The following is a 26,667-nucleotide window of genomic DNA, read 5'->3' on the forward strand; positions in this document are numbered from 1 at the left end:
ATTATAGTACTATTGATGAAAGCTGCGCAATATCCGTGATGATTCCATCGGGAATACGCTCGTCATATTGCCGGGTTGTCCACCCTTCTCCCTTGAACCAAACGGTCTTGCACCCTATTTTACGTGCCGGTTCTATATCTTTATAGAAGCTATCGCCAACGACAATGACCTCTTCGGGCAGCAATCTTAAGCGTTCAACTCCCAACTTATAAATCCTTGAATCGGGCTTTCTGATACCCACAATGGCACTTTCTACAACGTCACCAAACAGGTGATTGAGTCCGAATTCTTTCAAAACGACTTCCATGTTCCCATAAAAATTGCTCACAAGAACCATGGGATAACGCTCTGATAATCGCTCCAATACCTCGCGACTGTGCGTGGTCGTGGCGACAACTTGGGCGTAAACATCTTCCAAGATGGCCTGATGAAGCTGCTTGAATGTTGCTTCATCGGCATCCAAAATGCCCTGTTTACAGAGGTATTCTAACTCTAATCGCAACTTGATTTCAAGCGTTTTGCGAAACGTATAATCGTGCTTTATGATGGGCATACTGCCCAAAGTGCGCTCTCCATAGACGTAGGCTTCACGGAAATGTGACTCATCGACGGGCACTTGCTGACGCTCATAGGCATGCCAAAGCACCTTTCCCCAGTGCTGACCTGCGGTATCCAGCGTACCGCCATAGTCGAAAATATATCCTTTTATCATACGTTTTTGCTCTTTTAATGGGTGATACTGAACGGCGAAAACTATGCCAACTCCCGGCTTAATTCCTCACATAACTGCTCATGTGTGCGGTGCATGTGAACATACATGGCGCTCATGACGATGATTTCAAACAAGGGATAGAGCCAGGCATGGTCTGTCAAGCAAGCGATATAGCAGACTATGGCCCGCAAATTGAATGTAAGCAGGTTGGTATATTTCATCAATGGGCGCGAACCTTCAAGGAAACGAAGACGAGTCTCCTCTTTTTGACTTGCATTCCACTTCATAAAGAACCTCTGAAAAGCTGGCGTCCGCTTCTCCTGACTATGACAATACTTCGCATAATTCGTGTAGAAGAGGCGCTCCCAGAATGCTCCTTGCTTCGGAAGTGCCTTGAGTGTGTCTACTTGTTTCTGATAACTGTCGAGCTCACTGCCGTCTTTTCCCTTTAAAAAGAAGAGATGTATCTGCCGATAATAGTCGGCCAAGGAACTTTGGGGAGAGTGACAAAGGAAGCCGGCAACGCTGCAAAGAATCCAACTTCCAATGCCCCAAGCTACATCTGTGCAGGGTATTTGCTGATGATAAAGGCGCATGGCGATGGCAACATAAATGAAGAGGAACCACACATCGCCTGAAAAACCGTCGAGCATTCGGCCGATCAGCGTCTTCTTTCCCGTGAGTCGGGCCATCTGTCCGTCGGTAGAATCACAGAAGTTTGCCAGCATTAGCAAGCCCACGCCTATGAGATTGTGCGTCAAATCCGTATAGTAAAACATGCAACCTGCCCCAGCTCCGAGGAAGATTGACAGTATTGTGATGACGTTAGGGTGTATGTTTAGCTTGTTCCATAGCAGTGCAAACACCAGTCCTATGGGGCGGGTGAAGTGCACATCAAGCCATTCTTCTGTGTCATTTGACTTGAATGAGGCCTGTAACAACGCATTAAATCTGCTCATATTTCTTGTTTATTTTGTCCATTATCAGTTTACCAACGGCCCGGGCCGCCTCTTCCCGACAGCGAGAGAAGCTGGGCCAATCGTTGAAATCAATGAGATAAAAGGCCCCGGAGGCCGTGATGATGGCATCACCTCCATAGACCTCCACGCCCGTAAGCATGGAAACAGCCGCTGCCACTGCCTGCAATTGCGCTTCATCGAAGGCATAATGCTGTGCCTTACCATTCATTTTTTCGTCGCCGAACTTGGAGATGCCATCGTCGCCGGGGTAATAATACCTGAAAAAACCACCACGGACAGCGTAGAATTTCACCAAGTCGCCGGGCACATGTGCCTGAACCACCCAATCGGTTACGCCTCGCATGGCAAACGTGGCCTGCTGTTCAGCCAGATCCTTTCGGCTTTTACAATAAACAACGTCACCTTTACACTGTGCCGCCATGTCGGCCCTTTTCAGCCAATAGCCGTCGTCTCCGTCGGCAGGAGGAACGGGAATGCCCTGCGCTTGCAGTGCACGGCTAAGCCAACCTCGCTCACATCGGGCTACACCATAGGCCGAATTGACAACGATTTTCCCCTCATCTTCTTTCCTTTTCAGCAGCTCCAGCGTCTGCGGAAGCCGTGCCATTGACACGTAAACATCGGCATTTTCATCGGCCGTCAACTGCATTTCGGCTATCATTGCAGCTGCACCACCAAGGCAATCGACGCTCTCTTGCAACATCATTCTGTCTTTTTCTACCGAATTCGGCGAGAGCTTTTCGTCGCGTTTTACAGCTAATATCCTCATTGTATAAATGCTTCTGCTTTCCGAATATCGGCAGCATGGTCCACATCCATGACCTTTGAGAACCGGTAGGCCTTGAGTTTTCGCCCGTCACAGACAAGACCTCGCTGGAAATTCCGCATGCGGCTTTCGCCCCGTTCCATGCAATTTTGAAGCGTATCAAAGGCGCTTGAGGTCAAACCATAGATGCCTCCAGAGATGAATCTGCATCGGTTTCCGGGGTCGTCATCGTAGAATCCCGTCACATTCATGGCCTCATCGGTGCGCACATACAGCGGTTTTTCGTCGTCAACGAAATCGGTTACGCCCATCAATCCATCGAAACCGGCTGCCAACTGCGCCTTGAATGCGCGGACATAGTCGGCAAATTCGTCTTCTATAAAAATGGTATCGACCGTCGTCATGACGAAAGGTCCGGGCTCCATGACCTTACTTAATTCATAAAAACTGTGCATAGAACTCGGCGTAGTCTGCACGATGAAGTCCAAAGGAACAGGACTTCCCGCCATTCCCCCAGTTTTTATAGCCTGCAAATGCCGGCATACTTCTGACGTCAAAGCATTGCATATCACCGAAATCCGGTTGGCTTCATTGGCCATGAAAATACGAATCAGGCGGTCAATCAAATGTTCATGACAGACTTTCACCAAGGGTTTCGGTTCCCTAATCCCCTCTTGTGCCAGCCGAGAGCCTTCACCTGCCGCGATAATTGCATAATTCATACGTCCTATTTTATAGCACTTAGATGCTGCAAAATTACACATTATCTATCAAAAGCAGAAAACTTTTCACTTGTTTTTTGTTTTATCCCATGAAAATCCACTTCATAATGGTTTTTCAATACACTTTTTGAACAAAATGATTTCAATCCCATTACATTTCAATCTCAGCCATATTACGCGGTAAAATGGCTGAGATTACCGCGCAAAATAGCTGAGATTGCACGGCGAAATGGCCGGGATTGAAATGCAAGGTACAAGTCGTTGATTATCAATACGAATGCATGTAGGGACGCACATAAGCCAGATTAATGCGTAAAATAGAGGAGAGGGCGACCTGCTCGAATGCATGTAGGGACGCACGGCCCGTGCGTCCGCTCCAATAACCGCGTGTATTTGCTTGCCATTCACCTTGAACGGACGCACGAACCGTGCGTCCGCCCGCATTGCAGTTAACAAGTGGGCAGTAAACGGGTGGGCAGGTTGATTATTATACGGCATGAGGGGACGCACGAACCGTGCGTCCCCTCCAATAACCGCGTGTATTTGCTTGCCATTCACCTTGAATGGACGCACGAACCGTGCGTCCCTACATACTTGTCATGGCCGTATTGCGCTGGAATATGCCTTATTTCACGATATGTCTGTGCACCAATTCCGAAACAGTTTTGCCATCGGCAGCGTTCCATTTGGCCTTCACCGCTTTTATTGCACTGCCCATCAACTTCTGATCGATGCCGTTTGGATAGGTAGCAACGATGAAAGCGTCGATTTCTTCGGCTTTCGGTGCAGCCGGGAGCAAGGCTTCAAGAAGCTGATATTCTTTCTTCTCGTTCTCGGCAAGATCGGTTCGACCGGCATCGGCATAGACCTTTTCAGACTCTTTGCGCTCTTTCACCATCTTACGAATGATTTGTATCTCGGCAACATCGTCCAAAGGTTTGGCATCTTTAGCCGTGCTGAACTTCAAGAACTCACTCTTCAGCAGTCGATAAACGGCAGCTTTGTCTTTCTCTCCCGACTTCATTGAAGTCATAATCATCTTGTTGATTTCCTCGTTATACATTATATTATGTTTTAATTTGATGTGGAATTCATCGCTCACAAGCGCAAAGATAGGAAAAAATCGACAAACTTCACTATACAAAACCGCCAAGATTGCGGAAAAAGACTTATTTGATGTTCACGTTATACCGCTCTTGTGGCCGCTTATCGTCGTCATCCTTATAGCGAATCCAATGTTTACACGTGCCTTTCAGCTCGATATTGCCCGTTCCATCAACCATTGTTTTAACCGTTCCGCAGTCTTTCATGTGTGCACGAATGTCGCCTGTGCCGTCGATTTCCAGCTTTACGTTGGGCACTTTGACCATCGTGAGTTTGATATCTCCTGTTCCGTCGAGTGAAGCATTAACCGATAAAGCCTCCAAATAGCCCACCCGAAGGTCGCCTGTTCCATCGACCGAGCCTTTGAAATGGTCGCAGATAAGGCTGTCTATCTGTATATCGCCCACCCCATCGACAGAGGCTTCGAGCCTATCCGTATCAATCTTTTTGGCTTTGAAGTCAACTACGCCTTCAATATCTATCTTTACCAAATCAGGACCACTCACATAGACGTCCACTCCCCTGCGCTTGGTGAACGGGAATGCCCTTTTCATGCCTTTATCCATTGTGATGTGAAGCTCTTCGCCTATGAAACTCACACGCATTCGCTCTACTTCACTCTTCGGTCCGACTAAACGAATGCTCAAAGAATCGGACTGTGTATAGACAATGCTGCCAACCATGTCGGCCTCAATCTCTGAGAAATACTTCGCATTGAGCAGACGTGTGACGCTCGGACCACTTGATCGGCCTGTCAAGGCACGCACATCACTACTATTAACATGGCAGGCAGAAAGAGAAATAAAGCCAAAAACCGAGAGTAAAAATAAAGAAAAACGTTTCATAAATATATCATTTTTTAGTTGTTATGCTGTTTAGACGTTGATATTGTAGGAAAAGTTGCAATGTAAGACAATATGAAAGAAAAGCTATAAAAGCGAAGGATATGCAGAAAAAGACGTATCTTTGCACGACAAATGACCGATAAAACGATATGGAAACGATTGTAACTACCGTCACCAAAGAGCTTCAAGCGCGCTCTTCTGCCGAGAAACGTGAGATATTTCCTCGCTTTTTCAAGACCGGAAAAGGTGAATATGGCGAAGGAGACAAGTTCCTTGGCGTCACAGTTCCCCATGTCAGAGCCGTGGCAAAGCAGCGTAAAGACCTCACTTTGCAGGAAATCAAACCGCTAATGGAGTCGGAATGGCACGAAGTAAGGCTCTGTGCACTGCTGATGATGGTGGAAAAGAGTCGGAAAGCCGATGAGAAACTGCGCAAACAGCTCTTTGATTGCTACCTTTCAATGACTGAACACATCAACAACTGGGACCTTGTAGACCTTTCCTGCCCTACCCTTGTCGGCGAATATCTGCTGGACCAGTCGCACGAAAGGCTTTATCGCCTCGCTCAAAGCAAGCTCTTGTGGGACAATCGCATCGCCATCGTTTCTACCATTGCCTTTATCCGCAAAGGACAACTTGAAGACACGTATGCCCTCTGTGATATAATGATGCAACATCCCCATGATTTGATGCACAAAGCATGCGGTTGGATGCTACGCGAGGCAGGAAAGCGCAATCCACAACGCCTTTATGACTACGTAGACAGGCATCGGCAGGGCATGCCACGCACCATGCTTCGCTATGCTATTGAGAAGTTCGCACCCGAAGAACGGGCAAGTCTGATGAAACGATAGGAACATTTGCGGAAGAAATATGCTGTCTTTTTCACGATTGCAGCCTAAAAAGTTCGGTTTAAGCTTTTAACTTCTTCGGTTTTTTATTACCTTTGCAGCACTATCATATTGAGACAACTAAAGAGATGAGCAATTTCAACCTGACTCATGTCCTGACACAAACCGTTAATGAACTATCAGAGACTTCTTCATTAAAGGGATTGTGCCACAATCATCGTGACGGATATCCGTTACCTTCGGGCAGAGCGCTCGAAGAAATCATTGATTTATCACGTGCTATCATCTTTCCGGGCTATTACGGAAAGTCAACCGTCAACACAAAAACTATCAAATACCATATCGGTGTCAATGTGGAACGCCTGCAAAAAATGCTGTTCGAGCAGATATTGGCCGGTCTTTGCTTCGTCGATATGTGCGAAGAACCCGACTATGATAAGTTCGTCATGCGTCGGGAACAGGCCGAAACGCTATCCATTAAACTGATTGCAAGGTTGCCAATTATACGTAAATTGCTGGCAACCGATGTCGAAGCGGCCTACAATGGAGACCCTGCGGCCGACAGTTTTGCCGAAATCATTTCGTGTTATCCTGTCATTAAGGCCCTCAGCAACTACCGTATTGCCCATGAACTCTATGAGATGCAGGTGCCATTGATACCAAGAATGATGACTGAAATGGCCCATTCAGAGACCGGTATAGACATTCATCCGGGTGCCAAAATCGGTGAATATTTCACGATAGATCATGGAACTGGCGTCGTCATTGGGGCCACTTGTGTCATCGGAAAGCACGTGAAACTCTATCAAGGTGTAACGCTTGGAGCCAAGAGTTTCCCTCTTGATAAGGACGGAAATCCCATAAAAGGCATCCCACGACACCCCATTTTAGAAGACAATGTCGTTGTTTATTCCAACGCAACCATATTGGGTCGCATCACTATTGGGAAGAGTTGTGTCATCGGAGCAAACACTTGGGTGATGGAAGACATGCGTCCCAAGACGAAGAAATACAAGAAAATAAAAAGAGATACATTAGACATTCAATACAATAATGGAACAGGAATTTGAACTCATCGCCAAGACTTTCATGGGACTTGAGCCCGTTTTGGCTCAGGAGCTCACCCAAATGGGTGCCAACAATGTACAGATAGGACGCCGTATGGTATCGTTTACGGGTAACAAAGAGACAATGTACCGTGCCAATTTCCAACTGCATACGGCCATAAGAATACTCAAACCGATTGCCCATTTCAAAGCCCGTTCGGCCGAAGATATGTACGATGAGGTGAAGAAAATAGACTGGAGCCAATATATAATGAAAGGAAAAACGTTCAGTGTTGACTCGGTTGTCTACTCAGAAGAGTTCAGAAACTCGCGCTTTGTCACCTATAAAGTGAAGGATGCTATTGTAGACCAGTTCCGCGAAACAACTGGAACAAGGCCGAACATCAGCGTAAGTAACCCCGATATTCGGCTGAATATACATATCGCAGAGGATAAGGCTACATTGAGTTTAGACTCAAGTGGCGAGAGTCTTCACCGCAGAGGATACCGTCAAGAAAGCGTGGAAGCACCGCTGAACGAGGTACTTGCCGCCGGAATGATACTGATGAGTGGTTGGAAAGGCGATACGGATTTCATCGATCCGATGTGTGGTTCGGGCACAATTCTCATCGAAGCGGCCCTCATTGCACGCAATATCAGTCCGGGAGTATTCAGGAAAGCATTTGCATTTGAGAAGTGGCCAGACTTCGATCAAGGCCTCTTTGACGAGATTTACAACGATGATTCGCAGGAAAAAGCGTTCGAACATCATATCTATGGCTATGATGTTGACATGAAAGCCGTCAACACTGCACGACTGAATGTAAAGGCGGCAGGGCTCACACAACTAATAACAGTGGAGCAAAAGGACTTCAAGGACTTCACAAAACCGACCGAAAAGAGTCTCATTATCATGAATCCTCCCTATGGAGAACGCATATCTACGCCTAATCTCTTAGCCACTTATAAAATGATTGGCGAGCGTCTGAAGCACGAATTCGGCGGAAATGAAGCATGGATTTTAAGCTATCGGGAAGAATGTTTCGACCAGATTGGCTTGAAACCAAGCCTCAAGATACCTGTCTATAACGGTAGTTTGGAATGCGAATTCCGCAAATATTCACTCTTTGAAGGCAAGATGAAGGCATTCCGTGCAGAGGGAGGTATCGTGAAAACTGCCGAGGATAAGCGGGAAATGGCACAGAAACACCGCTTCAAAAAGAACCGCGAATTCAAGAAACGTCTTGAAGAAGAGAGCAATAATGAGGCGGGAGACATACGCAGTTTCACGTTCCATAAGCACGAACTTGAAAGTTTTGAGGATCGCAAGCGTAATCCAAGAAGGCGTGATGACCGCAATGAGCGGAGCGAACAGCGTGGAAAACGTGACAATCGTTTTGGAAGTCGTGATAAAAGAAAGGGTGGAAAGTGCTTTGACAAAGGTATGAAGCGGAGCAACTTTAACCAAGAAAGAAGTCATTTTGACGAAGAGGACTAAACAATGAGAACATTCTTCATATCGATATTGACTATGGTTGCAGCATTGACAGGTCATGCACAGGAGTTAAAGTCCTTGACTTTAGAGGACTTGAACTTTGGAGGTACGAACTATCACAACATGGTTCCCAAGACACGTTACACCACTTGGTGGGGCGATGAGCTTGTGCATCTTGACACAGAAGACTGCTTTGTCGTCAATAAAACAACAGCAAAGGAACGCAAACTGTTCACGCTTTCCGAACTGAACAAGTGGAGTGGCATGACGCTTCGGCATCTTTACGACATCAGTTTTCCGGAAACAAGAAAACCACTTGTATGGCTCAACGACGGAAAACAATGCATGTTGTTCAATTGGAAGCATAAAAAAGTACTTTGGAAAGGCGATGTCAGTATAGCAAAAGGGGCTGAAGTACAAGACTTCAATACCGTTTCCAAGGCTTTGGCATATGTGAAAGACCATCAATTACATGTGGTTGATGCGCATGGAAACGACCATCAGGTGACCACAGATGGCAGCCGTGAGCTTGTTTATGGACAGAGTGTGCACCGCAACGAGTTCGGTATTACGGGGGGACTCTTTTGGAGTAACGACGGAACTCGATTGGCTTTCTATCGTATGGACCAAAATATGGTGAGCGATTATCCGCAGGTTAACATTCCCGAATTGGATTGGAAGCCTGCCAAAGGGGAAAGCCGTATCGCGACATTTGAACCGGACAAATACCCTATGGCAGGCGAAACGAGTCACAAGGTAACTGTAGGCATCTACGACCTTACTACGGGAAAGATTACCTATCTTGCTACCGGAGACCCTACCGACCGCTATTTCACGAACGTCAGTTGGGGCCCTGACAACCAAACGCTCTACATGTTTGAACTCAACCGCGACCAAAACGAATGCCGATTGATGAGCTATGACACCACAACCGGCAAGCCGATGGCCGAGATTTACCGCGAAACCGATGCCAAATATGTAGAACCTCTGCACCCCATAACCTTTCTTCCATGGGATAAAAGCAAGTTTGTGCTCTGGAGCCAACGTGACGGTTACATGCATCTCTACTTATATAATAAGGTGGGAGAAGTCCGTCAGCTCACAAAAGGACCATGGATGGTGATGAAGCTCTTGGGCTTTGATGCCAAACATAAGCGTATCTTCATCGAAAGCAACACGTGTAACCCTATTCAAAAGAATATTTTCGCCGTCGATACCGAGACAAGTAAACAGACATTGCTCGATGTTAACGGTCAAGGATGGCATACAGGAAGCTTGAGTGAAAGCGGACTTTACCTCGTTGATAACTATCAAACGCCCGACATTCCTCGCAACATTGCCATCGTGAATACCAAGAACGGAAAGGCTATAAGCTATTTCAAAGCACCCAATCCCTGGCAAGGTTACACCGTTCCCGGCTATGAATGCGGCACTATCAAGGCCGCAGACGGAACTACCGACCTTTATTATCGCATGGTAAAGCCGCTGAATTTCGATCCAAATAAGAAATATCCCACGATTATTTACGTCTATGGAGGTCCTCATGCCCACAATGTTGACGCGCGATGGCACTATTGTAGCCGCGGTTGGGAGGCCTTTATGGCAGAGAAAGGCTATCTACTTTTCATCTTAGATAACCGGGGAAGCGAGCACAGGGGCAAGGATTTTGAACAAGTAACGTTCCGTCGTTTGGGCGAAGAAGAGATGAAAGACCAGATGGAAGGCGTGAAGTTCCTCAAGTCATTGCCCTACGTTGATGCAGACAAATTGGGCATTCATGGTTGGAGTTTCGGCGGTTTTATGACCATAAACCTGATGACTACCTATCCCGATGTGTTCAAAGTGGGTGTTGCCGGCGGCCCCGTTGTCGATTGGAAATGGTACGAAGTGATGTATGGCGAGCGTTATATGGACACCCCACAAGCCAATCCGGAAGGTTATGCGACTTGCAGTCTGTTGCCAAAAGCCAAGAACTTGAAAGGAAGATTAGAGATTATCATCGGTCTCAACGACCCCGTTGTCGTGCCACAACATGCTTTTTCATTCCTGAAAGCCTGCATTGCTGCCGGCACTCAACCCGACTTCTTCGTCTATCCTGGCGAACCTCATAACATGAGAGGACATCAAAGCGTGCATCTACACGAGCGGATTAGCCAATATTTCTTTGATTATTTAAAATAAATCACTATAATGAGACTGTTATTGTTAGGTGGAGGCGGCCGTGAACATGCCTTAGCTTGGAAGATTGCACAAAGTAAAAAGTGCGACAAACTCTTTATTGCTCCGGGCAATGCTGGCACAGTTGACTGTGGAGAAAACGTCAATATCCAAGCTAACGACTTTGAAAGTCTGAAGCAGTTTGCCGTAGAAAACAATATCAATATGGTTGTAGTCGGTCCCGAAGACCCATTGGTCAAGGGCATATACGACAGCTTTAAGCAAGACGAACGCACGAAAGATATCCCCGTAATCGGCCCCTCCAAGGCCGGTGCCGTACTTGAAGGAAGCAAGGATTTCGCTAAAGGTTTCATGCAACGTCACGGCATTCCGACCGCCAAATATAAGACCTTTGACGGCACAACACTTGAAGAAGGTCTGCGTTTCCTTGAGACTTTGCAGCCTCCCTACGTGCTGAAAGCCGACGGACTTTGTGCCGGTAAGGGCGTATTGATACTTCCCACGCTCGGAGAAGCCCAAAAAGAACTGCGTGAAATGCTTGGCGGCATGTTCGGAAATGCCAGTGCACAGGTTGTGATTGAAGAGTTTTTGAGTGGTATTGAATGCAGTGTTTTCATACTAACCGACGGAAAGAGCTATAAGATTTTGCCTGAAGCTAAAGACTATAAACGCATCGGTGAGCACGACACGGGGCTCAACACAGGTGGCATGGGCAGCGTCTCACCGGTTCCATTTGCCACAAAAGAGTGGATGAAAAAGGTGGAAGAACGCATCATCCGCCCCACCGTTGAAGGCCTTGCTAACGAGGGAATAGACTACAAAGGCTTTATTTTCTTTGGTTTGATCAACGTAAACGGCGAACCAATGGTTATTGAATACAACTGTCGTATGGGCGACCCGGAGACCGAAAGTGTGATGCTTCGCCTGAAAAGCGACATCGTTGACCTCTTCGAAGGCATAGCCCATGGCGACCTTGATAAGCGGGATATCGTGTTCGATGAGCGTGCTGCAGTCTGCGTAATGCTTGTAAGCGGAGGCTATCCCGAGGCCTATCAGAAAGGTTATCCTATTAAAGGCATCGACAAAGTGGAAGGAAGCATCGTCTTCCATAGCGGAACTTCCTACAAAGACGGGCATGTCGTGACCAACGGTGGGCGCGTCATTGCCGTTTCATCTTATGGAAAAGACAAGGAAGAAGCATTGCAGAAGAGTTTTAAAGAAGCACAGAAAATCACGTTCACCGACAAGTATTTCAGAAGAGATATAGGGCAGGACCTTTAAATGACAAAGAAAAGAAGACAGGAAAGAATAGCAATTAGCAGGTTCACGCTGCCGTTGACAGTCCTTTATGGAGTCGTTGTAGCATTGCTTGCCGGGCCCTTTCAGCATGGATTATGGGTTCAGACAGTTACCCTTTTTGTAGCAACCGAGATGATGGTTATACTCTGTAACCGCCATTCGCTCATCAGAGTGTATAGCCGAATGGTGCCCATTGTCTACCTTTTCTTGTCAGCCATGCTTTGTTTTCGCTCCACTACTGTTGCCAATACCGTCGTCGGGCTGTGCTTTATCGCCTTCTATATGTTCTTCTTTGAAGCCTATCAGGACCGAAAGGCTGCCGGCTTCGTGTTCTATGCATTTGTAATGATTGGCATTGCCAGTGTTTTTTTTGTTCAAATCCTCTATTTGGTTCCTGTTCTATGGGTCATTATGATTACCTATATTCTGGCTTTCAGCCTGCGTACATTCGTAGCTTCCATTCTCGGACTATTGTTTCCCTACTGGTTTGTGATAGGTTATGATGCCTATACAAACCAGCTTCCCGACCTACTCTCCCACTTCTTGAAACTAACAGACATCGGTAATGTCTGCCATTATCAATACACCGAGCATCAAGCCGTAGGCTTTGTCTTCATCGGTCTCATTGGTTTGACGGGCATTATTCACTTCTTACGCAACAGCTATCAGGACAAAATAAAGACCCGTATGCTTTATGGTTGCTTCGTCACGATGCAGGTTGCTACGATGATTTTCATCATTCTGCAACCTCAACACTACCCTTTTCTCATTCATATTCTGATTATTTCCACCGCAGCACTATTGGGACATTTCCTTGCATTGACCCACACTTGGCTCACCAATGTTGCTTTTCACGTGCTCATCGCCCTCGTGTTGCTGCTCACAGCTTATAACTTATGGATACCATCATTGATTTTCTGATCGATTGGGGCTATTGGGGTATGTTCGTTTCGGCCTTCTTTGCAGGCAGTTTCTTCCCTTTCAGCAGCGAAGCCGTCATGCTGGGCCTACTGGCAGCAGGCCTTAAGCCGTGGCCTTTGATAGTTTATGCCACTATCGGGAACGTAATGGGAGGCCTTTTCAATTATGCTATCGGGCGACAAGGGCGTATGGACTGGATAGAAAAGTATCTTCGCGTCAAGCCCGAAAGCCTTTCCAGAGCCCAACGCTTCATGGGTGGGCATGGAGCATGGATGGGATTCTTTGCATTCCTGCCCATCATCGGAAGCGGGATCACGATTGCCTTGGGTCTGATGCGCTCAAATCTAATCATTTCTACCATAAGTATCACCGCAGGAAAGCTGATGCGCTATATCATTCTGGCTCTGTCCGTAACGTCATTGACCGCTTGTAGCCCCTCAACAAGCAACAATACAGGTCAGAAGATAACCGTCACCATAGAGCCATTGCGCTATTTCACCGAACAGATTGCAGGCGAAAAGTTCACGGTAATGACCATGGTTCCGAGCGGAGCCAACCCCGAAACCTACGAACCCACACCCAAACAGATGGTCGATCTCAGCGAAAGTGTGCTCTACATGAAGGTCGGTGCCATCGGTTTCGAACGCACTTGGACCGACAAACTCAAGGCCAATGCACCGCAGACCCGCTTCGTTGACACCTCAGAAGGCATCAAACCGACACTGACCGGCAATGGTATTGCCGACCCACACACGTGGATGAGTTGTAGGAACGCTAAGACGATTGCCATCAACATATGCGATGCGCTCAAACAAAGCGATGCCAAAGACAGCACATACTTCAAACAAAACCTGAAAACGCTGCTCGAAAGAATCGATCGCACGGACAAAGCGGTCGCAACCCGCTTGAAACAGAAGTCAAAAGCATTCCTTATCTATCATCCTATCCTCACTTACTTCGCCCGCGACTATCATCTTATGCAGATTCCTATTGAAGAAGAGGGACGGGAACCAAGTGCCAACCAACTTCAAAACGTCATCCGGGTGGCCAAGCAACAGAAAGTAAAGACGCTTTTTGTGCAAAAAGAGTTTGCAAACCGCAACATTGACATCGTTTCCGCAGACATCGGCGTCCCCAAAACCACAATCAATCCCCTTGACTATCATTGGGACCGCCAAATGATAACCATAGCCAACGCACTGAAATGAGCCTTCCTATCATACAAATCAAGCATGTCACGGCCACTTATCCCGAGAAAACGGCCTTGAAAAACGTATCGCTGACGGTCTACGATGACGATTATCTCGGCATTATAGGCCCGAACGGAGGTGGCAAGACCACGCTTCTTAAAATCATTCTCGGCCTATTGAAACCTGCAGAAGGAAGCATTCAGTTCTTCAAAAACGGTCGTCCCGCAAACCATATCCGCATGGGTTACCTGCCTCAATACACCGATATCGACAGGCATTTTCCCATTTCTGTCCACGATGTCGTGCTTTCCGGGCTGAAGAAAAAACGCTTTTCCCGTTATAACAAAAGCCAAAACGAACAGGTAAGGCAAACGATAGAGCAAATGGAACTCGCCGACCTGCAACACGAAGCCATTGGAACGCTGAGCGGCGGGCAGCTGCAACGCGTGCTATTGGCACGTGCCATCGTGCAGAAACCCGACGTGCTTATCCTCGACGAGCCCAATACTTACATCGATAAACGCTTTCAAGAGCAGATGTATGAGATGCTTAACGACCTCAACAAGCAGTGCGCCATCGTCATGGTGAGCCATGATATCACCGAAATACTGAACAATGTCAAGCATATCGCCTGCGTGAACGAGAGCCTGCATTATCATGATAGCACCGACTTGCCGAAAGAGAAGCTGGAAGAGCATTTCCTGCACATCTGAATGCGCAGGAGAAGTGATGTAGGGACGCACGGTTCGTACGTCCGCTCAAGTGGGTTCGAAAGCGTATATGCAGGATTGTTTAAGCAAACGCACGGCTCGTGCGCCCCTACATGCTCCCCAATACTTTTAAATATTATCTATATTGATTACCAACGACTTACGCCTTGCATTCGAATCTCAACCACTTTGCGCTGCAATCTCAGCCATTTCGTCGCGCAATATAGCTGATATTGCGTTGTAATATGGCCCATTTCAGCGCGCAAAATAAGTCATATTAGAAAGCGAAATGCAAGCTGTTGATTTCCAATCAAATAGCTATAGGGACGCACGGCTCGTGCGTCCACTCAAACAACCGTGTGCATTTGCTTTTCATTTCACCGTGAGCGGACGCACGAACCGTACGTCCCTACAGCTCCATCTCGGCCCTATTGCGTATTTAATGGCTGAAACAGCATCGCATGGACGTAAGAATTGAGGTTCTTCCATGAGCATCTTCCTTGAAACCAAGGATTATTTCGGTTTTTTATCTCAACCGGCTTATAATTGAAAAAAAATATCTAACTTTGCAAAGTATTTCATTGAAGGTTGCAAATCATCAATCATTAAATATTTATTTCTATGAACGGAAAAGGATTATTGGCGGGTAAGACCGCACTGGTTACAGGAGCTGCGCGCGGTATTGGCAAAGCTATCGCGTTGAAATTTGCTTCTGAAGGTGCAAACATTGCGTTTACAGACCTTCTCATCGACGAGGAACACGGCGGTTTGGCTACCGAACGAGAGATTGCCGCACTTGGTGTTAAGGTCAAAGGTTATGCAAGTAATGCCGCAGACTTCGCACAATCGGAAGAAGTTGTCAAGCAAGTGAAAGAGGAATTCGGCTCAGTTGACATCCTTGTCAACAATGCCGGCATCACTAAGGACGGCCTTATGCTCCGCATGACCGAGCAACAATGGGACGCAGTCATCGCCGTAAACCTGAAGAGTGCCTTCAATTTTATCCACGCATGTGTGCCGGTTATGATGCGTCAGCATGGCGGTTCCATCATCAATATGGCTTCGGTTGTCGGTGTTCATGGCAATGCTGGCCAGTCTAACTACGCGGCTTCGAAGGCCGGATTGATTGCCTTGGCCAAGAGTATCGGTCAGGAAATGGGGCCGAAGGGCATTCGTGCCAACGCTATCGCGCCCGGTTTCATCGACACGGCAATGACACAAGCGTTGCCAGAAAACGTGCGTAAGGAGTGGATCAGCAAGATTCCGCTTCGCCGGGGCGGTACGGTTGACGACATTGCCAACACAGCTGTCTACTTGGCTTCTGACCTTTCGAGCTATGTTTCAGGCCAAGTGATTCAGGTCGACGGTGGAATGAACATGTAAGACCTTGCGATTTATCATGCATCATTCATCATGTCGTTTGGCAAGATGAATGATGCTTGTTTTTTATATCAGCCCGATGAAAGTAATCTATGAAGACAATCATCTGATTATTGTCTACAAAAGCAGTGGCGAAATCGTCCAAGGTGACAAGACAGGTGACGAACCTCTGTCTGAAACGGTCAGGAACTACCTTAAAGAAAAGTATCAAAAACCGGGCAATGTGTACCTCGGAGTGGTGCATCGGCTTGACCGTCCGGTGGCGGGATTGGTCGTTTTTGCCAAGACTTCTAAAGCTTTGACACGGCTGAACAAGATGTTTCGCGACGGAGAGGTGCACAAAACGTATTGGGCCGTCACGAAGAACTGTCCCGAAAAGCCCGAGGGAACTTTGACGGATTGGCTGGTCAGGAACGAGAAACAGAACAAAAGTTATGCCTACAACCATGAAGTTCCCCACGCAAAGAAAGCGATACTCCACTACCGTCTACTGGCCAGTTCCGACAATTACCACCTTCTTGAAGTGCATCTTCTGACGGGTCGCCACCATCAGATACGCTGTCAGTTGGCCAATATGGGCTGTCCCATCAAGGGAGATTTGAAATACGGCGCTCCACGGAGCAATCCCGACGGCAGTATCTCCCTACTTTCCCGCCACATGGAATTTATTCATCCCGTTTCAAAAGCACACATCAACATCTTATCTCCACTTCCCGACGACCGCTTATGGGCGGCTTTGGCAGAAAGTATTGCCTCTCTTGATGGTGGGAACAGTGCTGCTGAATGAGTATTTTGTCCGATTCCGACCGCGAAAAGGGCCACGTGCGTTGACTTTACCGGCAGTTTTACCATCAACAAAGTAGCCAACAGCGTACCCATATGGCATTTTTTTCTTCGAAACTTGCATAATTCGTTTTTTTGTTTTACTTTCGCAAAACAAAAATATCAATAGGAAACGGAGACAAATTCCATAGAAATGCGCGAAAAACTGCGTATATGACGAAGAAAATCAAGTGGGCCTGCGCTGTTGTGGCCGCGCCTTTCATACTCTTTGCCGCCTTGGCTTTGCTGTTTTATTTCCCACCTTTTCAGAATTGGGCAGTAAAACAAGTAGCCTTATACGCCTCCGATAAAACGGGAATGCAGATTTCCGTGGCACATGTCAACCTTGAATTCCCCTTAGATTTGGGCATAGAGGGCGTTAAAGTCATTCAACCGAACGACTCCCTCCCGCAAGTGAGAGACACGGTGGCTGATGTTCGAAAGCTCATTGCCGATGTTCGGCTGTGGCCTTTGCTGCATCAGCAGGTCGAGATTGACGAGTTGGCTATTGAAGACATGCGACTCAACACGGCCAACTTTGTTCATGAAGCACGCGTGAAAGGCCACATCGGCCGGCTTGATCTGCAGGCCCATGGCATTGACTTGGCCGCACAGACATTGAAAGTGGACGTGGCTCATTTGAAAGATGCCGTGCTCAGCGTTGCAATGAGCGACACTGTGCCGAAAGATACGACCAAAAGTGAGAACCATTGGAAGATAGAAGTGGGCAAAGTGAGCGTAATGCGCACGGCACTTACGGTGGATTTGCCCGGAGACACACTTCGATTGAAGGCCTATTTAGGTGAGACAGTTGTCGAAGAAGGGCGGTTCGACCTTTTCAAAGCAAGCTACGAAGTGAAAAAGTTCGACCTGACAGGAGGGTGTTTTCAATACGACAACCTGCTGAAAGCCCGCACGAAAGGGCTCGACCCGAACCATGTAGCGCTCTCGGAAGTGGCCGTGGGTATCGATTCTCTGGGTTACGTATCGGAAAAACTGTCTCTTCGTTTGCGACGGTTGGCCTTCAAGGAGCAAAGTGGGCTACAGTTGACTGCATTGAAAGGTGTAGTCGAGATGGATACGACCCGTCTTCGCCTGCCAGACCTTTATCTCAAGACACCACATTCAGCACTTCAGGCCCGAGTAGACCTACCTTTCGACGCTTTCGCAGCGCAACGGCCGGGAATATTCCGTGTATGGCTGAATGCGACATTGGGAAAGCAAGACCTTTTGCCGTTCATGGCGACCCTTCCTCCTGCCTTTCGCCGGCAATGGCCCACGTGGGGACTGACTGTCAGCGGGCTTTTGCGAGGCAACCTGCAACGACTTCGCTTCACTAACTTAGCGGTCTCACTGCCTACGGTGGGTTCTTTATATGCCAACGGCTTCCTTTCCCATTTGGATAAGCCAGCCCGTTTAGAGGGCGATGTGACCCTTTATGCCCGTACTTCTTATATAGGGTTTGCCACAACAATGCTTCCCCGGCAACAGCAAAAGGCTTTCAATATTCCCGCAGGCATCAGTGTTGATGGCCGACTACGCTTCTCTTCGGCGTATTATGCTGGCGATGTGACCGTCAGACAAGGGCAAGGAAGCGCTTTTGTTCAGGCCCGTCTCGATGCCAAACGCATGACCTATCAGGCAAAGTTGTTGGCCCGGCGTTTCCCTATCGGGAACTTTGTACCCCGGCAAAAGCTATATCCTTTCACAGGGAACATCGAACTCTATGGAACGGGGACTGATTTAATGTCGCCCCACAGCCGAATCAAGGCCAAAGCCCGCATCGACCGTTTCCGATATGCGCAATATGATCTTTCAGGAGTCACGGCCGAGGCCACGCTGTCAAAGGGAACAGCCAATGCTTTCATTCACGGTGAGAGTCCGTTGCTGAAAGGAAGCATCAGTCTTGCAGCCTTGTTGGGCCATCATATGTTTAAGGGTACGGTGGCTTGCGACCTAAAACAGGCCGATCTTTATCGGTTGCACCTTGTTGACAAGCCCTTGATGACATCGCTATGTGCCCATCTGGACATTGCTTCAGACTTCAAACAATTCCACAAGGTTCAGGGACATATCGGCGAAGTCACCATCGAAGAGAACCAAAGACGCTATCGTCCGAACGATATGTTCATCGATGTGCTGGCAAGACGAGACACAACATACGCCGCATTCAGCAGCGGTGATTTCCAACTTCACTTTGCTGGCTCGGGTAACTATGAACGGTTGCTCGATGAAAGCCAGATATTCGTGGACGAATTGCAACGACAATTGAAGAGACGCACCATCGATCAGCCACGGCTTCGCCATCGGTTACCCGATGCACACGTGTTCCTTCGGAGCGGAAAAGACAACATCTTCGTCAGGTTTCTCCAGCAGTATGGCTGCCAATTCGCCCGTGCTGACATCGATATGCATTCATCAAGACAGTCGGGATTAAACGGTTCGATGCTTATAGACTCACTTGTCGTCGACAGTGTCCTGCTCGACACGGTGAAATTCCGCATTCATTCAGCCGAAGAACGAGGCATATACCGGGCCGAGGTCATCAATAACAAGAAGAATCCGCATTACGTATTCCGTGCAATTGCCGACGGACAGCTCAACGAACATGGCTCTTCACTTCGAGCACGGCTCTACGATGAGAGCAACAGATTGGGCATTGACGTCTCGTTGCTTGCTGCAATGGAAGACCAAGGCCTCCGCCTGAGTGTCTCATCCCCACGTCCCATCTTGGGCTACAAGGCCTTTTCCGTGAACGATAGCAACTATGTCTATCTCGGAGATGACCGTCGGCTCTCGGCCAATCTCGAACTGAAGGCCTCTGACGGCATGGGCGTTCAAGTCTATACCAATGATGCTAACCATGAAGCCTTGCAAGACATGACGGTGTCGCTCCATCGGTTCAGACTGCAAGATATCCTTTCCGTGCTTCCTTACATGCCGGCCATATCGGGCGAACTGAATGGAGACTATCACCTGATACAGACCTATGACGCACTTTCTGTGTCTTCCGACATGTCTATTCGCAACTTTGTTTATGAGCATTGTCCCATGGGTAATATCGGAACAGAGTTTGTTTACATGCCAAAACAAGACGGAACGCACGCCGTAGACGGTGTACTGACGCAGAACGGCAAGGAGATTGCAACGGTAAATGGCTCTTATCGTTCGGGAGGAAGCGGACAACTTGATGTTCAACTTGACCTCGAACGCCTGCCGATGGAGCTTGCAAACGGGTTCATTCCCAAGCAAGTGATAGGCTTCAAAGGCTATGCTGAGGGTAATCTTGAGGTGAAAGGAACGCCAAGTCGCCCACGAGTAAACGGTGAAGTCTACTTGGATTCAGCCTATTTAGTGAGCATTCCGTACGGTGTGGAGATGAGATTCGACAACGATCCCGTGACAATCAAAGACAGCAAACTGCTTTTTGAGAACTTCCAGATGTATGCTCACAACGATAGTCCATTGATGGTGGCCGGTGTTTTCGACTTTAGCGACTTGGATAGAATGAGGATGGACGTGCAAATGAGGGCACGTAACTTCCTCATTATCGATGCGAAAGAGAGCTCACGTTCTGAGGCTTTCGGCAAAGCCTTCGTGAACTTCTATGCACAAATGAAAGGAAGAGTTGACAATCTTACGATGCGAGGGAAGCTCGATATACTCGGTTCGACCGATATGACATACATTCTGCGCGACTCTCCCATTACGACGGACAACCAATTGGACGACCTTGTGAAGTTCACCGACTTCAAAGACGAGACAACACAAGTGATAAACCGACCGCCGCTGACCGGTTTCAACATGGACCTCTCAATGAGTATTAATGAAAGTGCCCACATCCTTTGCGCGCTGAACAGTGATAAGTCGAACTATGTGGACCTCATCGGTGGGGGAAACTTGCGCATGCAATACAATATGGTGGACAACTTGCGTCTCAATGGTCGCTATACACTCAGCAACGGAGAGATGAAATACGCACTTCCCGTAATACCGCTCAAGACCTTCAGCATTCATGATGGAAGCTATATAAGGTTCAATGGCGACCCAATGAACCCTGGACTGAACATCACGGCCACGGAAAAGATCAAGGCAGCTGTCTCTTCGAACGGCGGAACCGGCCGCAGTGTGGATTTCGATTGCGGTGTAAAAATCAGCAAAACCCTTAAGAATATGGGGCTGGAATTCATCATCGATGCACCCGAAGACATGGAAGTGAGCAACCAACTCAACACTATGGGCAAGGAAGCACGAGGAAAAGTGGCCGTAACGATGCTTACAACGGGAATGTATCTAACGGATGGTAATACGAGTTCTTTCTCCATGAACTCTGCTTTGAGCGCCTTCTTGCAGAGCCAAATCAACAGTATTGCCGGCAATGCCCTGCGAACACTCGACCTAAGCTTTGGAATGGACAACACAACGGACGCTGGTGGAAACCAACATACGGACTATTCGTTCAAGTTTGCCAAGCGACTTTGGAACAATAAACTGCGCATCATCGTCGGCGGAAAACTGTCAACGGGCCCCGATGTGGCCAATCAGAATGAATCTTTCTTTAGCAACGTCTCCTTCGAATACCGTTTGAACGAGGCTTCCACGCAGTATTTGCGACTCTTCTACAACCGAGACAGCTACGATTGGCTTGAAGGTGACATGGGACTGTATGGCGGAGGCTTTATCTGGCGGCGTAAATTGCAACATTTCCAAGACCTTTTCAGATTCAAAGAAGCCAAGGATGAAATACCGCCGGCTCCGGTTAAGCCGAGCAAGACGCCCACAATCAAGAATGAACGCAATGAAAAAAAATAGATTTCTCTTGGTTTTATCGGTGGCGGGACTGCTAATCGCCTGCTCGACCACCGATAATGTGCCTGAAGGTGACCAATTATATGTCGGTCTGACAAAGATCGAGTATAAGAATTACGACCATAATAGCCATTTTTATGCGACACAAGACGAGCTGGAAGCAGCTTTGGCATGTGCCCCGAACGGGGCTCTGCTGGGCAGTTCTTATTATCGTACGCCCTTTCCTTACGGGCTTTGGGTGTGGAACGCCTTCTCAACTTCGCACGGACACATAGGAAAATGGCTGACAAAATCGTTCGGGAAGGCTCCCGTTTTGATGAGTTGGGTCAATCCAGAACTACGTGCTTCGGTGGCACAATCCGTATTGAAGTCTCACGGTTACTTCCATGGAAAGGTCGACTTCGAGGCTATTACGCAGCGAAACCCCAAGAAAGCGAAGATAGCCTACACCATTAATATGGGCCATCTCTTTACTTTCGACAGCATTTCTTATGTCCGGTTCCCCGACGACGCTGACAGTCTGTTGCAAGCAAGCAGAAAAGAGGCGAAGATCAAGCGTGGTGACGCCTTCGATGTGGCGATGCTCGACGCGGAACGCCAGAGAGTGAGCAACCTTTTCCGCAATAATGGCTATTATTATTATCAACCGGGCTACGCTTCTTATTTGGCTGACACGCTTCTTGTGCCGGGAAAGGTGCAACTCAAGTTCCAATTAGCCGACTCCATTCCTACAAAAGCGTTACGAAAGTGGTACATCGGCAATGTTGAACTACAACTCCGCAAACAGTTCTCCGACACATTGCAAGACTCTATCCACTTGCGTCGCCTCACAGTATACTTCAATGGGAAGCATTCTCCTGTCCGTCCGGGCGTTATTCTGCGCGACTTGAAACTGCGTCCACGCCAACTTTTCAGCTATGATGACTATATCGAGTCTTCAAACCGAATTACAGGCAACGGCCTTTTCAGCTTGGTTGACTTTCAGTTTACACCGCGTGACGCGTCACCGAGCTGCGATACGCTCGATTTGAAGCTGAACTGTGTGTTCGACAAGCCTTATGATGTTTACTTCGAGACCAACTATACCGGGCGTACCAGCGGCCGTATGGGTCCGGGAGTCGTGGTTGGCTTCACCAAACGCAATGCTTTTCATGGCGGAGAGAAGCTGGATATCAACCTGAAAGGCTCTTATGAGTGGCAAACGGGGCATGCCGCAAGTGGCCGAGGCGACAATATTCATTCCTATGAATATGGAGGTGACGCCTCGTTGGAGTTTCCTCACCTGCTACTTCCCATCATGCAGCGGCGCCGTTTCTTTATTACGCCGACTACACTCCTGAAAGCATCTACGAGTGTCATCAACCGTGCGGGCTATTTCAAGCGACATATCGTGTCGGGCGAGCTGTCCTACACCTTTCAAACCTCTGAAACTTCGATGCATCAGTACACTCCGCTCACGTTAGAGTATGAATATATGTCATCACATTCGGCCAAGTTCGATGCTTTGATGGCTAAAAGTCCTTATCTTCAAGTGTCGATGAAAGACCAATTCATTCCCAAGATGCGCTACAGTTACATCTATACCAGTCCCAAATCTTACCGCAACCCCATCTGGTGGCAGACAACCGTGAGCGAAGCGGCCAACATCTTGTCGCTCGGTTATGTGCTTGGCGGACGGCAATGGAACGAGAAAGACAAGACGATGTTCAAGAACCCGTATGCGCAATACGCCAAGATTGAGACCGAATTCCGCAAGACATGGAGGCTCGCCAATAAGTCACAGCTCGTCGGACACATTAACCTTGGTGCCATTTGGGCCTACGGAAACTCTACAATGGCGCCTTGGAGCGAGCAATTCTACGTGGGAGGAGCCAACAGTATTCGCGCTTTCACGGTGCGCAGCGTGGGTCCCGGTGCCTATTATCCAACGGCTGCGACCACATCTTACCTTGATCAGACGGGAGACATCAAGTTTTTGGCCAACATCGAATACCGTCCAAGACTGTTGGGTAACCTATATGGCGCGCTGTTTCTTGATGCCGGCAACGTGTGGACCATGAAAGAGACTTCCGACCGACCGGGAAGCAAGTTCAAACTCCGCAACATGGCACGCGAAATGGCCGTAGGCACCGGCCTTGGCCTGCGTTATGACCTCGATTTCTTCGTCATTCGCATCGATTGGGGCGTTGGTTTGCACCTGCCTTACAAGTCTGGACTCTACAATCTGCCCAATTTCAAGGACAGCCACAGCCTGCATTTCGCCATAGGAATGCCGTTCTGAAAAGCTTTTTGGCAGAAGAAAAAGGCTATTCTGTTGGCTGAATTCACGGAAATTTGGTATATTTGCAATTCAAATAACACATAAAACATATTCTATGAAACCTACATTATTACTTTTGGCTGCCGGAATGGGTAGCCGTTACGGCGGACTCAAGCAACTCGACGGCTTAGGTCCCAACGGAGAAACCATCATGGACTACTCCATTTATGATGCCATTCAGGCCGGATTCGGCAAGATTGTCTTTGTAATCCGAAAGGATTTCGAGGCCGAATTCCGCGAGAAAATCCTGTCAAAATACGAAGGTCATATCCCGGCCGAGCTGGTTTTCCAAGGAATCGATGCTCTTCCGGAAGGCTATAACGTTCCCGTGGGACGCGAAAAGCCTTGGGGAACGAACCACGCCGTGTTGATGGCGAAGGATGTCATTAAAGAACCGTTCTGTGTCATCAACTGTGACGATTTCTACAACCGGGATTGCTTCAAAGTCATTGGCAAGTTCCTCAGCGATTTGCCCGAAGGCAGCCGCAACCGCTATGCCATGGTGGGCTTCCGCGTAGGGAATACGCTCAGTGACAACGGCACTGTAGCCCGCGGTATCTGCTCGAAAGATGCCGAAGGCAACCTGACTGACGTTGTAGAACGCACCGAAATCGAGCGTCACGACGGCACGGTTCAGTATAAAGACGAGCAAGGCAAGTGGGTAAGCGTGGCCGACAGCACGCCCGTTTCCATGAACGTATGGGGCTTCACGCCCGACTATTTCGACTATAGTGAGGCCTATTTCAAGGAATTTCTTGCCGATCCGAAGAACATGACCAACCTAAAGGCCGAGTTCTTTATCCCATTGATGGTCAATAAACTCATTGGTGAGAAGACGGCCACCGTGAAAGTGCTCGACACCACCAGTAAATGGTTCGGCGTTACCTATGCGGCCGACCGTCAAAGTGTGGTAGATAAAATTCAAACGCTCATCAACGACGGCGTCTACCCGGCCAAACTGTTCTGAACGACGGCTATGATAGATATATAGGGACGCACGGTTCGCGCGTCCGCTCAAGGTGAATGGCAAGCAAATGCATACGGTTGTTGGAGCGGACGCACGGGCTTTGCGTCCCTATATGCCGTATAACAATCAACTTGTTCACCCGTTTACTTGTCAATTGTCAACTGCAATGTGAGTGGACGTACGAGTCGTGCGTCCCTACATACATTCGAATAAACCGGAAGGTTATTCAAATTGATAATCAACGACTTACACCTTGCGTTCCAATCTCAGCCATTTTGCATGCTAATCTCAGCCATTTTGCGTGGTAATCTCACCCATATTGCGCGGCAAAATGGATGAGATTGAAACGCAATAGGATTGAAATCATCACGCAATCTCCATTTCTCTCATCGTTTTTTACTATCTTTGCACCCATTATGCAATTGGAAATCATCAACGAAAGCGAAGTCACCATCTTGAAAGAGACTATTCGCAATGCCGAGAATATCATCATCGTGGGCCATAAAAGTCCTGACGGCGACGCCTTGGGTGCCTGCTTGGCGTGGGCCGAATACTTGCGCCGGCAGGGCAAGTCGCCGCGGATTGTCGTGCCCGATGCCTTTCCCGACTTCCTAAGATGGCTGCCGGGCATCGAACAAGTGATGCGTTATGACAAGCATACCGACGAGGTAAAGGCTCTCTGTTTGCATGCCGATCTAATCTTTTGTCTGGACTTTAACGAGACAAACCGGCTCGAAGAGTTGCAAGAACCCATTGATATTGCACCCGCAAAACGCGTGATGATCGACCATCATCTCAATCCTTCTATCGCCGGAATCCTGTCGGTTTCGCACCCAGAAGCCAGCAGTACGTGCGAATTGGTGTTCAGAATCATCTGCCAATTGAGCGGATTTGAGCAGATAGATCAGAAGATTGCGGCCCCTATTTACTGCGGAATGATGACCGATACGGGGGGGTTTACGTATAATTCGACACGGCCCGAGATTTATACCATCATTGGAATGCTTCTCACAACCGGCATCGATAAGGACAAGATTTACCGCAATGTGTACAACAACTACAGTCAGTGGGCCATTCGATTAAGGGGCTATCTGATGAGCGAATGCCTCAAAGTGTATGACGAACTGCATGCCGCTTACTTCACAGTGAGCCGTCGAGACATGAAAAAATTCCATTTCGTACGGGGCGATTTGGAGGGACTTGTCAACGAACCGCTACGCATCAAGGGGCAGAAACTGTCGGTTTCGCTCCGTGAAGACGACCGCCATGACGACCTTGTGCTCGTCAGTCTGCGCTCGGTTGACGACTTTCCATGTAACGAAATGGCTGCCGAATTCTTCAACGGGGGCGGACATCTCAATGCCAGCGGGGGCAAATTGCATTGCAGTCTGGACGAAGCCGAACGCGTGATGCAGCGTGCCTTGCTGAAATATGCAGACTTGTTGAAAACTTAAAAAATGGGAAATATCACAAAAAACAGTATGGAAACCTTACGATCCGTAGGGAAATTCGTATCTTTGTCTCATCATCTTATAATGCAAATCAATCAC

General features: G+C 48.1%; 20 protein-coding genes. 14 read left to right on the forward strand and 6 right to left on the reverse strand.

Annotation, left to right across the window (positions count from 1 at the left end):
* Position 1: 1 nt before the first annotated feature.
* From HMPREF9944_RS10705 to HMPREF9944_RS10730, 6 genes are all read right to left on the reverse strand, one after another.
* On the reverse strand, positions 2–712 hold the full coding sequence (locus HMPREF9944_RS10705; RefSeq protein WP_008566292.1) for an HAD family hydrolase: 711 nt from the start codon (positions 710–712) through the stop codon (positions 2–4).
* A 41-nt stretch (positions 713–753) separates the two neighbouring features.
* Positions 754–1,671, reverse strand: coding sequence for a CDP-alcohol phosphatidyltransferase family protein (locus HMPREF9944_RS10710; protein ID WP_008566293.1), 918 nt, complete (start codon positions 1,669–1,671; stop codon positions 754–756).
* Positions 1,658–2,461: an ATP-grasp domain-containing protein gene (locus HMPREF9944_RS10715; protein ID WP_008566294.1), complete on the reverse strand. Its 804-nt coding sequence runs from the start codon at positions 2,459–2,461 to the stop codon at positions 1,658–1,660. Before HMPREF9944_RS10715 ends, HMPREF9944_RS10710 begins: the two co-directional genes overlap by 14 nt.
* On the reverse strand, positions 2,458–3,180 hold the full coding sequence (locus HMPREF9944_RS10720; RefSeq protein WP_008566295.1) for a sugar phosphate nucleotidyltransferase: 723 nt from the start codon (positions 3,178–3,180) through the stop codon (positions 2,458–2,460). The genes HMPREF9944_RS10715 and HMPREF9944_RS10720 overlap by 4 nt, the downstream gene beginning before the upstream one ends.
* Positions 3,181–3,805: 625 nt before the next feature.
* A complete protein-coding gene (locus HMPREF9944_RS10725; protein WP_008566296.1) occupies positions 3,806–4,243 on the reverse strand; it encodes a GatB/YqeY domain-containing protein in 438 nt (145 codons plus the stop codon).
* A gap of 106 nt (positions 4,244–4,349) precedes the next feature.
* Positions 4,350–5,129 carry a GIN domain-containing protein gene (locus tag HMPREF9944_RS10730; RefSeq protein ID WP_008566297.1) on the reverse strand — a complete coding sequence of 260 codons (780 nt, stop codon included), beginning with the start codon at positions 5,127–5,129 and terminating at the stop codon, positions 4,350–4,352.
* A 149-nt stretch (positions 5,130–5,278) separates the two neighbouring features.
* Here HMPREF9944_RS10730 and HMPREF9944_RS10735 point away from each other — a divergent pair, with 149 nt between their 5' ends.
* The 14 genes from HMPREF9944_RS10735 to HMPREF9944_RS10800 all read left to right on the forward strand — a co-directional run bounded on the left by HMPREF9944_RS10735 (position 5,279) and on the right by HMPREF9944_RS10800 (position 26,571).
* Positions 5,279–5,983 (forward strand): DNA alkylation repair protein, encoded by a 705-nt coding sequence (locus HMPREF9944_RS10735; protein WP_008566298.1) that lies wholly within the window; start codon positions 5,279–5,281, stop codon positions 5,981–5,983.
* 125 nt (positions 5,984–6,108) lie between these two features.
* Positions 6,109–7,050, forward strand: a complete 942-nt coding sequence (gene epsC / locus HMPREF9944_RS10740; protein ID WP_008566299.1) for a serine O-acetyltransferase EpsC — start codon at positions 6,109–6,111, stop codon at positions 7,048–7,050.
* Positions 7,034–8,524 carry a THUMP domain-containing class I SAM-dependent RNA methyltransferase gene (locus tag HMPREF9944_RS10745; protein ID WP_008566301.1) on the forward strand — a complete coding sequence of 497 codons (1,491 nt, stop codon included), beginning with the start codon at positions 7,034–7,036 and terminating at the stop codon, positions 8,522–8,524. The genes epsC and HMPREF9944_RS10745 overlap by 17 nt, the downstream gene beginning before the upstream one ends.
* Positions 8,525–8,527: 3 nt before the next feature.
* Positions 8,528–10,702: a S9 family peptidase gene (locus HMPREF9944_RS10750; RefSeq protein WP_044113666.1), complete on the forward strand. Its 2,175-nt coding sequence runs from the start codon at positions 8,528–8,530 to the stop codon at positions 10,700–10,702.
* Positions 10,703–10,711: 9 nt separating this feature from the next.
* Complete coding sequence (gene purD, locus HMPREF9944_RS10755) at positions 10,712–11,980, forward strand: phosphoribosylamine--glycine ligase (protein ID WP_008566304.1); 1,269 nt, start codon at positions 10,712–10,714, stop codon at positions 11,978–11,980.
* The gene (locus HMPREF9944_RS10760; protein WP_008566305.1) at positions 11,981–12,919 is read left to right on the forward strand and encodes a hypothetical protein; all 939 of its coding nucleotides are present in this window, start codon (positions 11,981–11,983) and stop codon (positions 12,917–12,919) included.
* Positions 12,895–14,127, forward strand: a complete 1,233-nt coding sequence (locus HMPREF9944_RS10765) for a metal ABC transporter solute-binding protein, Zn/Mn family (protein ID WP_008566306.1) — start codon at positions 12,895–12,897, stop codon at positions 14,125–14,127. Before HMPREF9944_RS10760 ends, HMPREF9944_RS10765 begins: the two co-directional genes overlap by 25 nt.
* Positions 14,124–14,822: a metal ABC transporter ATP-binding protein gene (locus HMPREF9944_RS10770; protein WP_008566308.1), complete on the forward strand. Its 699-nt coding sequence runs from the start codon at positions 14,124–14,126 to the stop codon at positions 14,820–14,822. The genes HMPREF9944_RS10765 and HMPREF9944_RS10770 overlap by 4 nt, the downstream gene beginning before the upstream one ends.
* Before the next feature lie 618 nt (positions 14,823–15,440).
* On the forward strand, positions 15,441–16,202 hold the full coding sequence (fabG, locus tag HMPREF9944_RS10775; RefSeq protein WP_008566309.1) for a 3-oxoacyl-[acyl-carrier-protein] reductase: 762 nt from the start codon (positions 15,441–15,443) through the stop codon (positions 16,200–16,202).
* A 76-nt stretch (positions 16,203–16,278) separates the two neighbouring features.
* Entirely contained in the window at positions 16,279–16,986 is a 708-nt protein-coding gene (locus HMPREF9944_RS10780; protein ID WP_044113676.1) for an RluA family pseudouridine synthase, read from the forward strand.
* A 209-nt stretch (positions 16,987–17,195) separates the two neighbouring features.
* Positions 17,196–21,833: a translocation/assembly module TamB domain-containing protein gene (locus tag HMPREF9944_RS10785; protein WP_008566317.1), complete on the forward strand. Its 4,638-nt coding sequence runs from the start codon at positions 17,196–17,198 to the stop codon at positions 21,831–21,833.
* The gene (gene tamL, locus HMPREF9944_RS10790) at positions 21,820–24,111 is read left to right on the forward strand and encodes a translocation and assembly module lipoprotein TamL (protein WP_008566318.1); all 2,292 of its coding nucleotides are present in this window, start codon (positions 21,820–21,822) and stop codon (positions 24,109–24,111) included. The genes HMPREF9944_RS10785 and tamL overlap by 14 nt, the downstream gene beginning before the upstream one ends.
* Before the next feature lie 94 nt (positions 24,112–24,205).
* Positions 24,206–25,117 carry a glycosyltransferase family protein gene (locus HMPREF9944_RS10795; RefSeq protein WP_008566319.1) on the forward strand — a complete coding sequence of 304 codons (912 nt, stop codon included), beginning with the start codon at positions 24,206–24,208 and terminating at the stop codon, positions 25,115–25,117.
* Positions 25,118–25,533: 416 nt separating this feature from the next.
* Positions 25,534–26,571 carry a DHH family phosphoesterase gene (locus HMPREF9944_RS10800; protein WP_044113668.1) on the forward strand — a complete coding sequence of 346 codons (1,038 nt, stop codon included), beginning with the start codon at positions 25,534–25,536 and terminating at the stop codon, positions 26,569–26,571.
* Positions 26,572–26,667 lie beyond the last annotated feature (96 nt).

This window comes from Segatella maculosa OT 289 (genome assembly GCF_000243015.1).
In the GTDB taxonomy this organism is placed as follows: Bacteria; Bacteroidota; Bacteroidia; order Bacteroidales; family Bacteroidaceae; genus Prevotella; species Prevotella maculosa.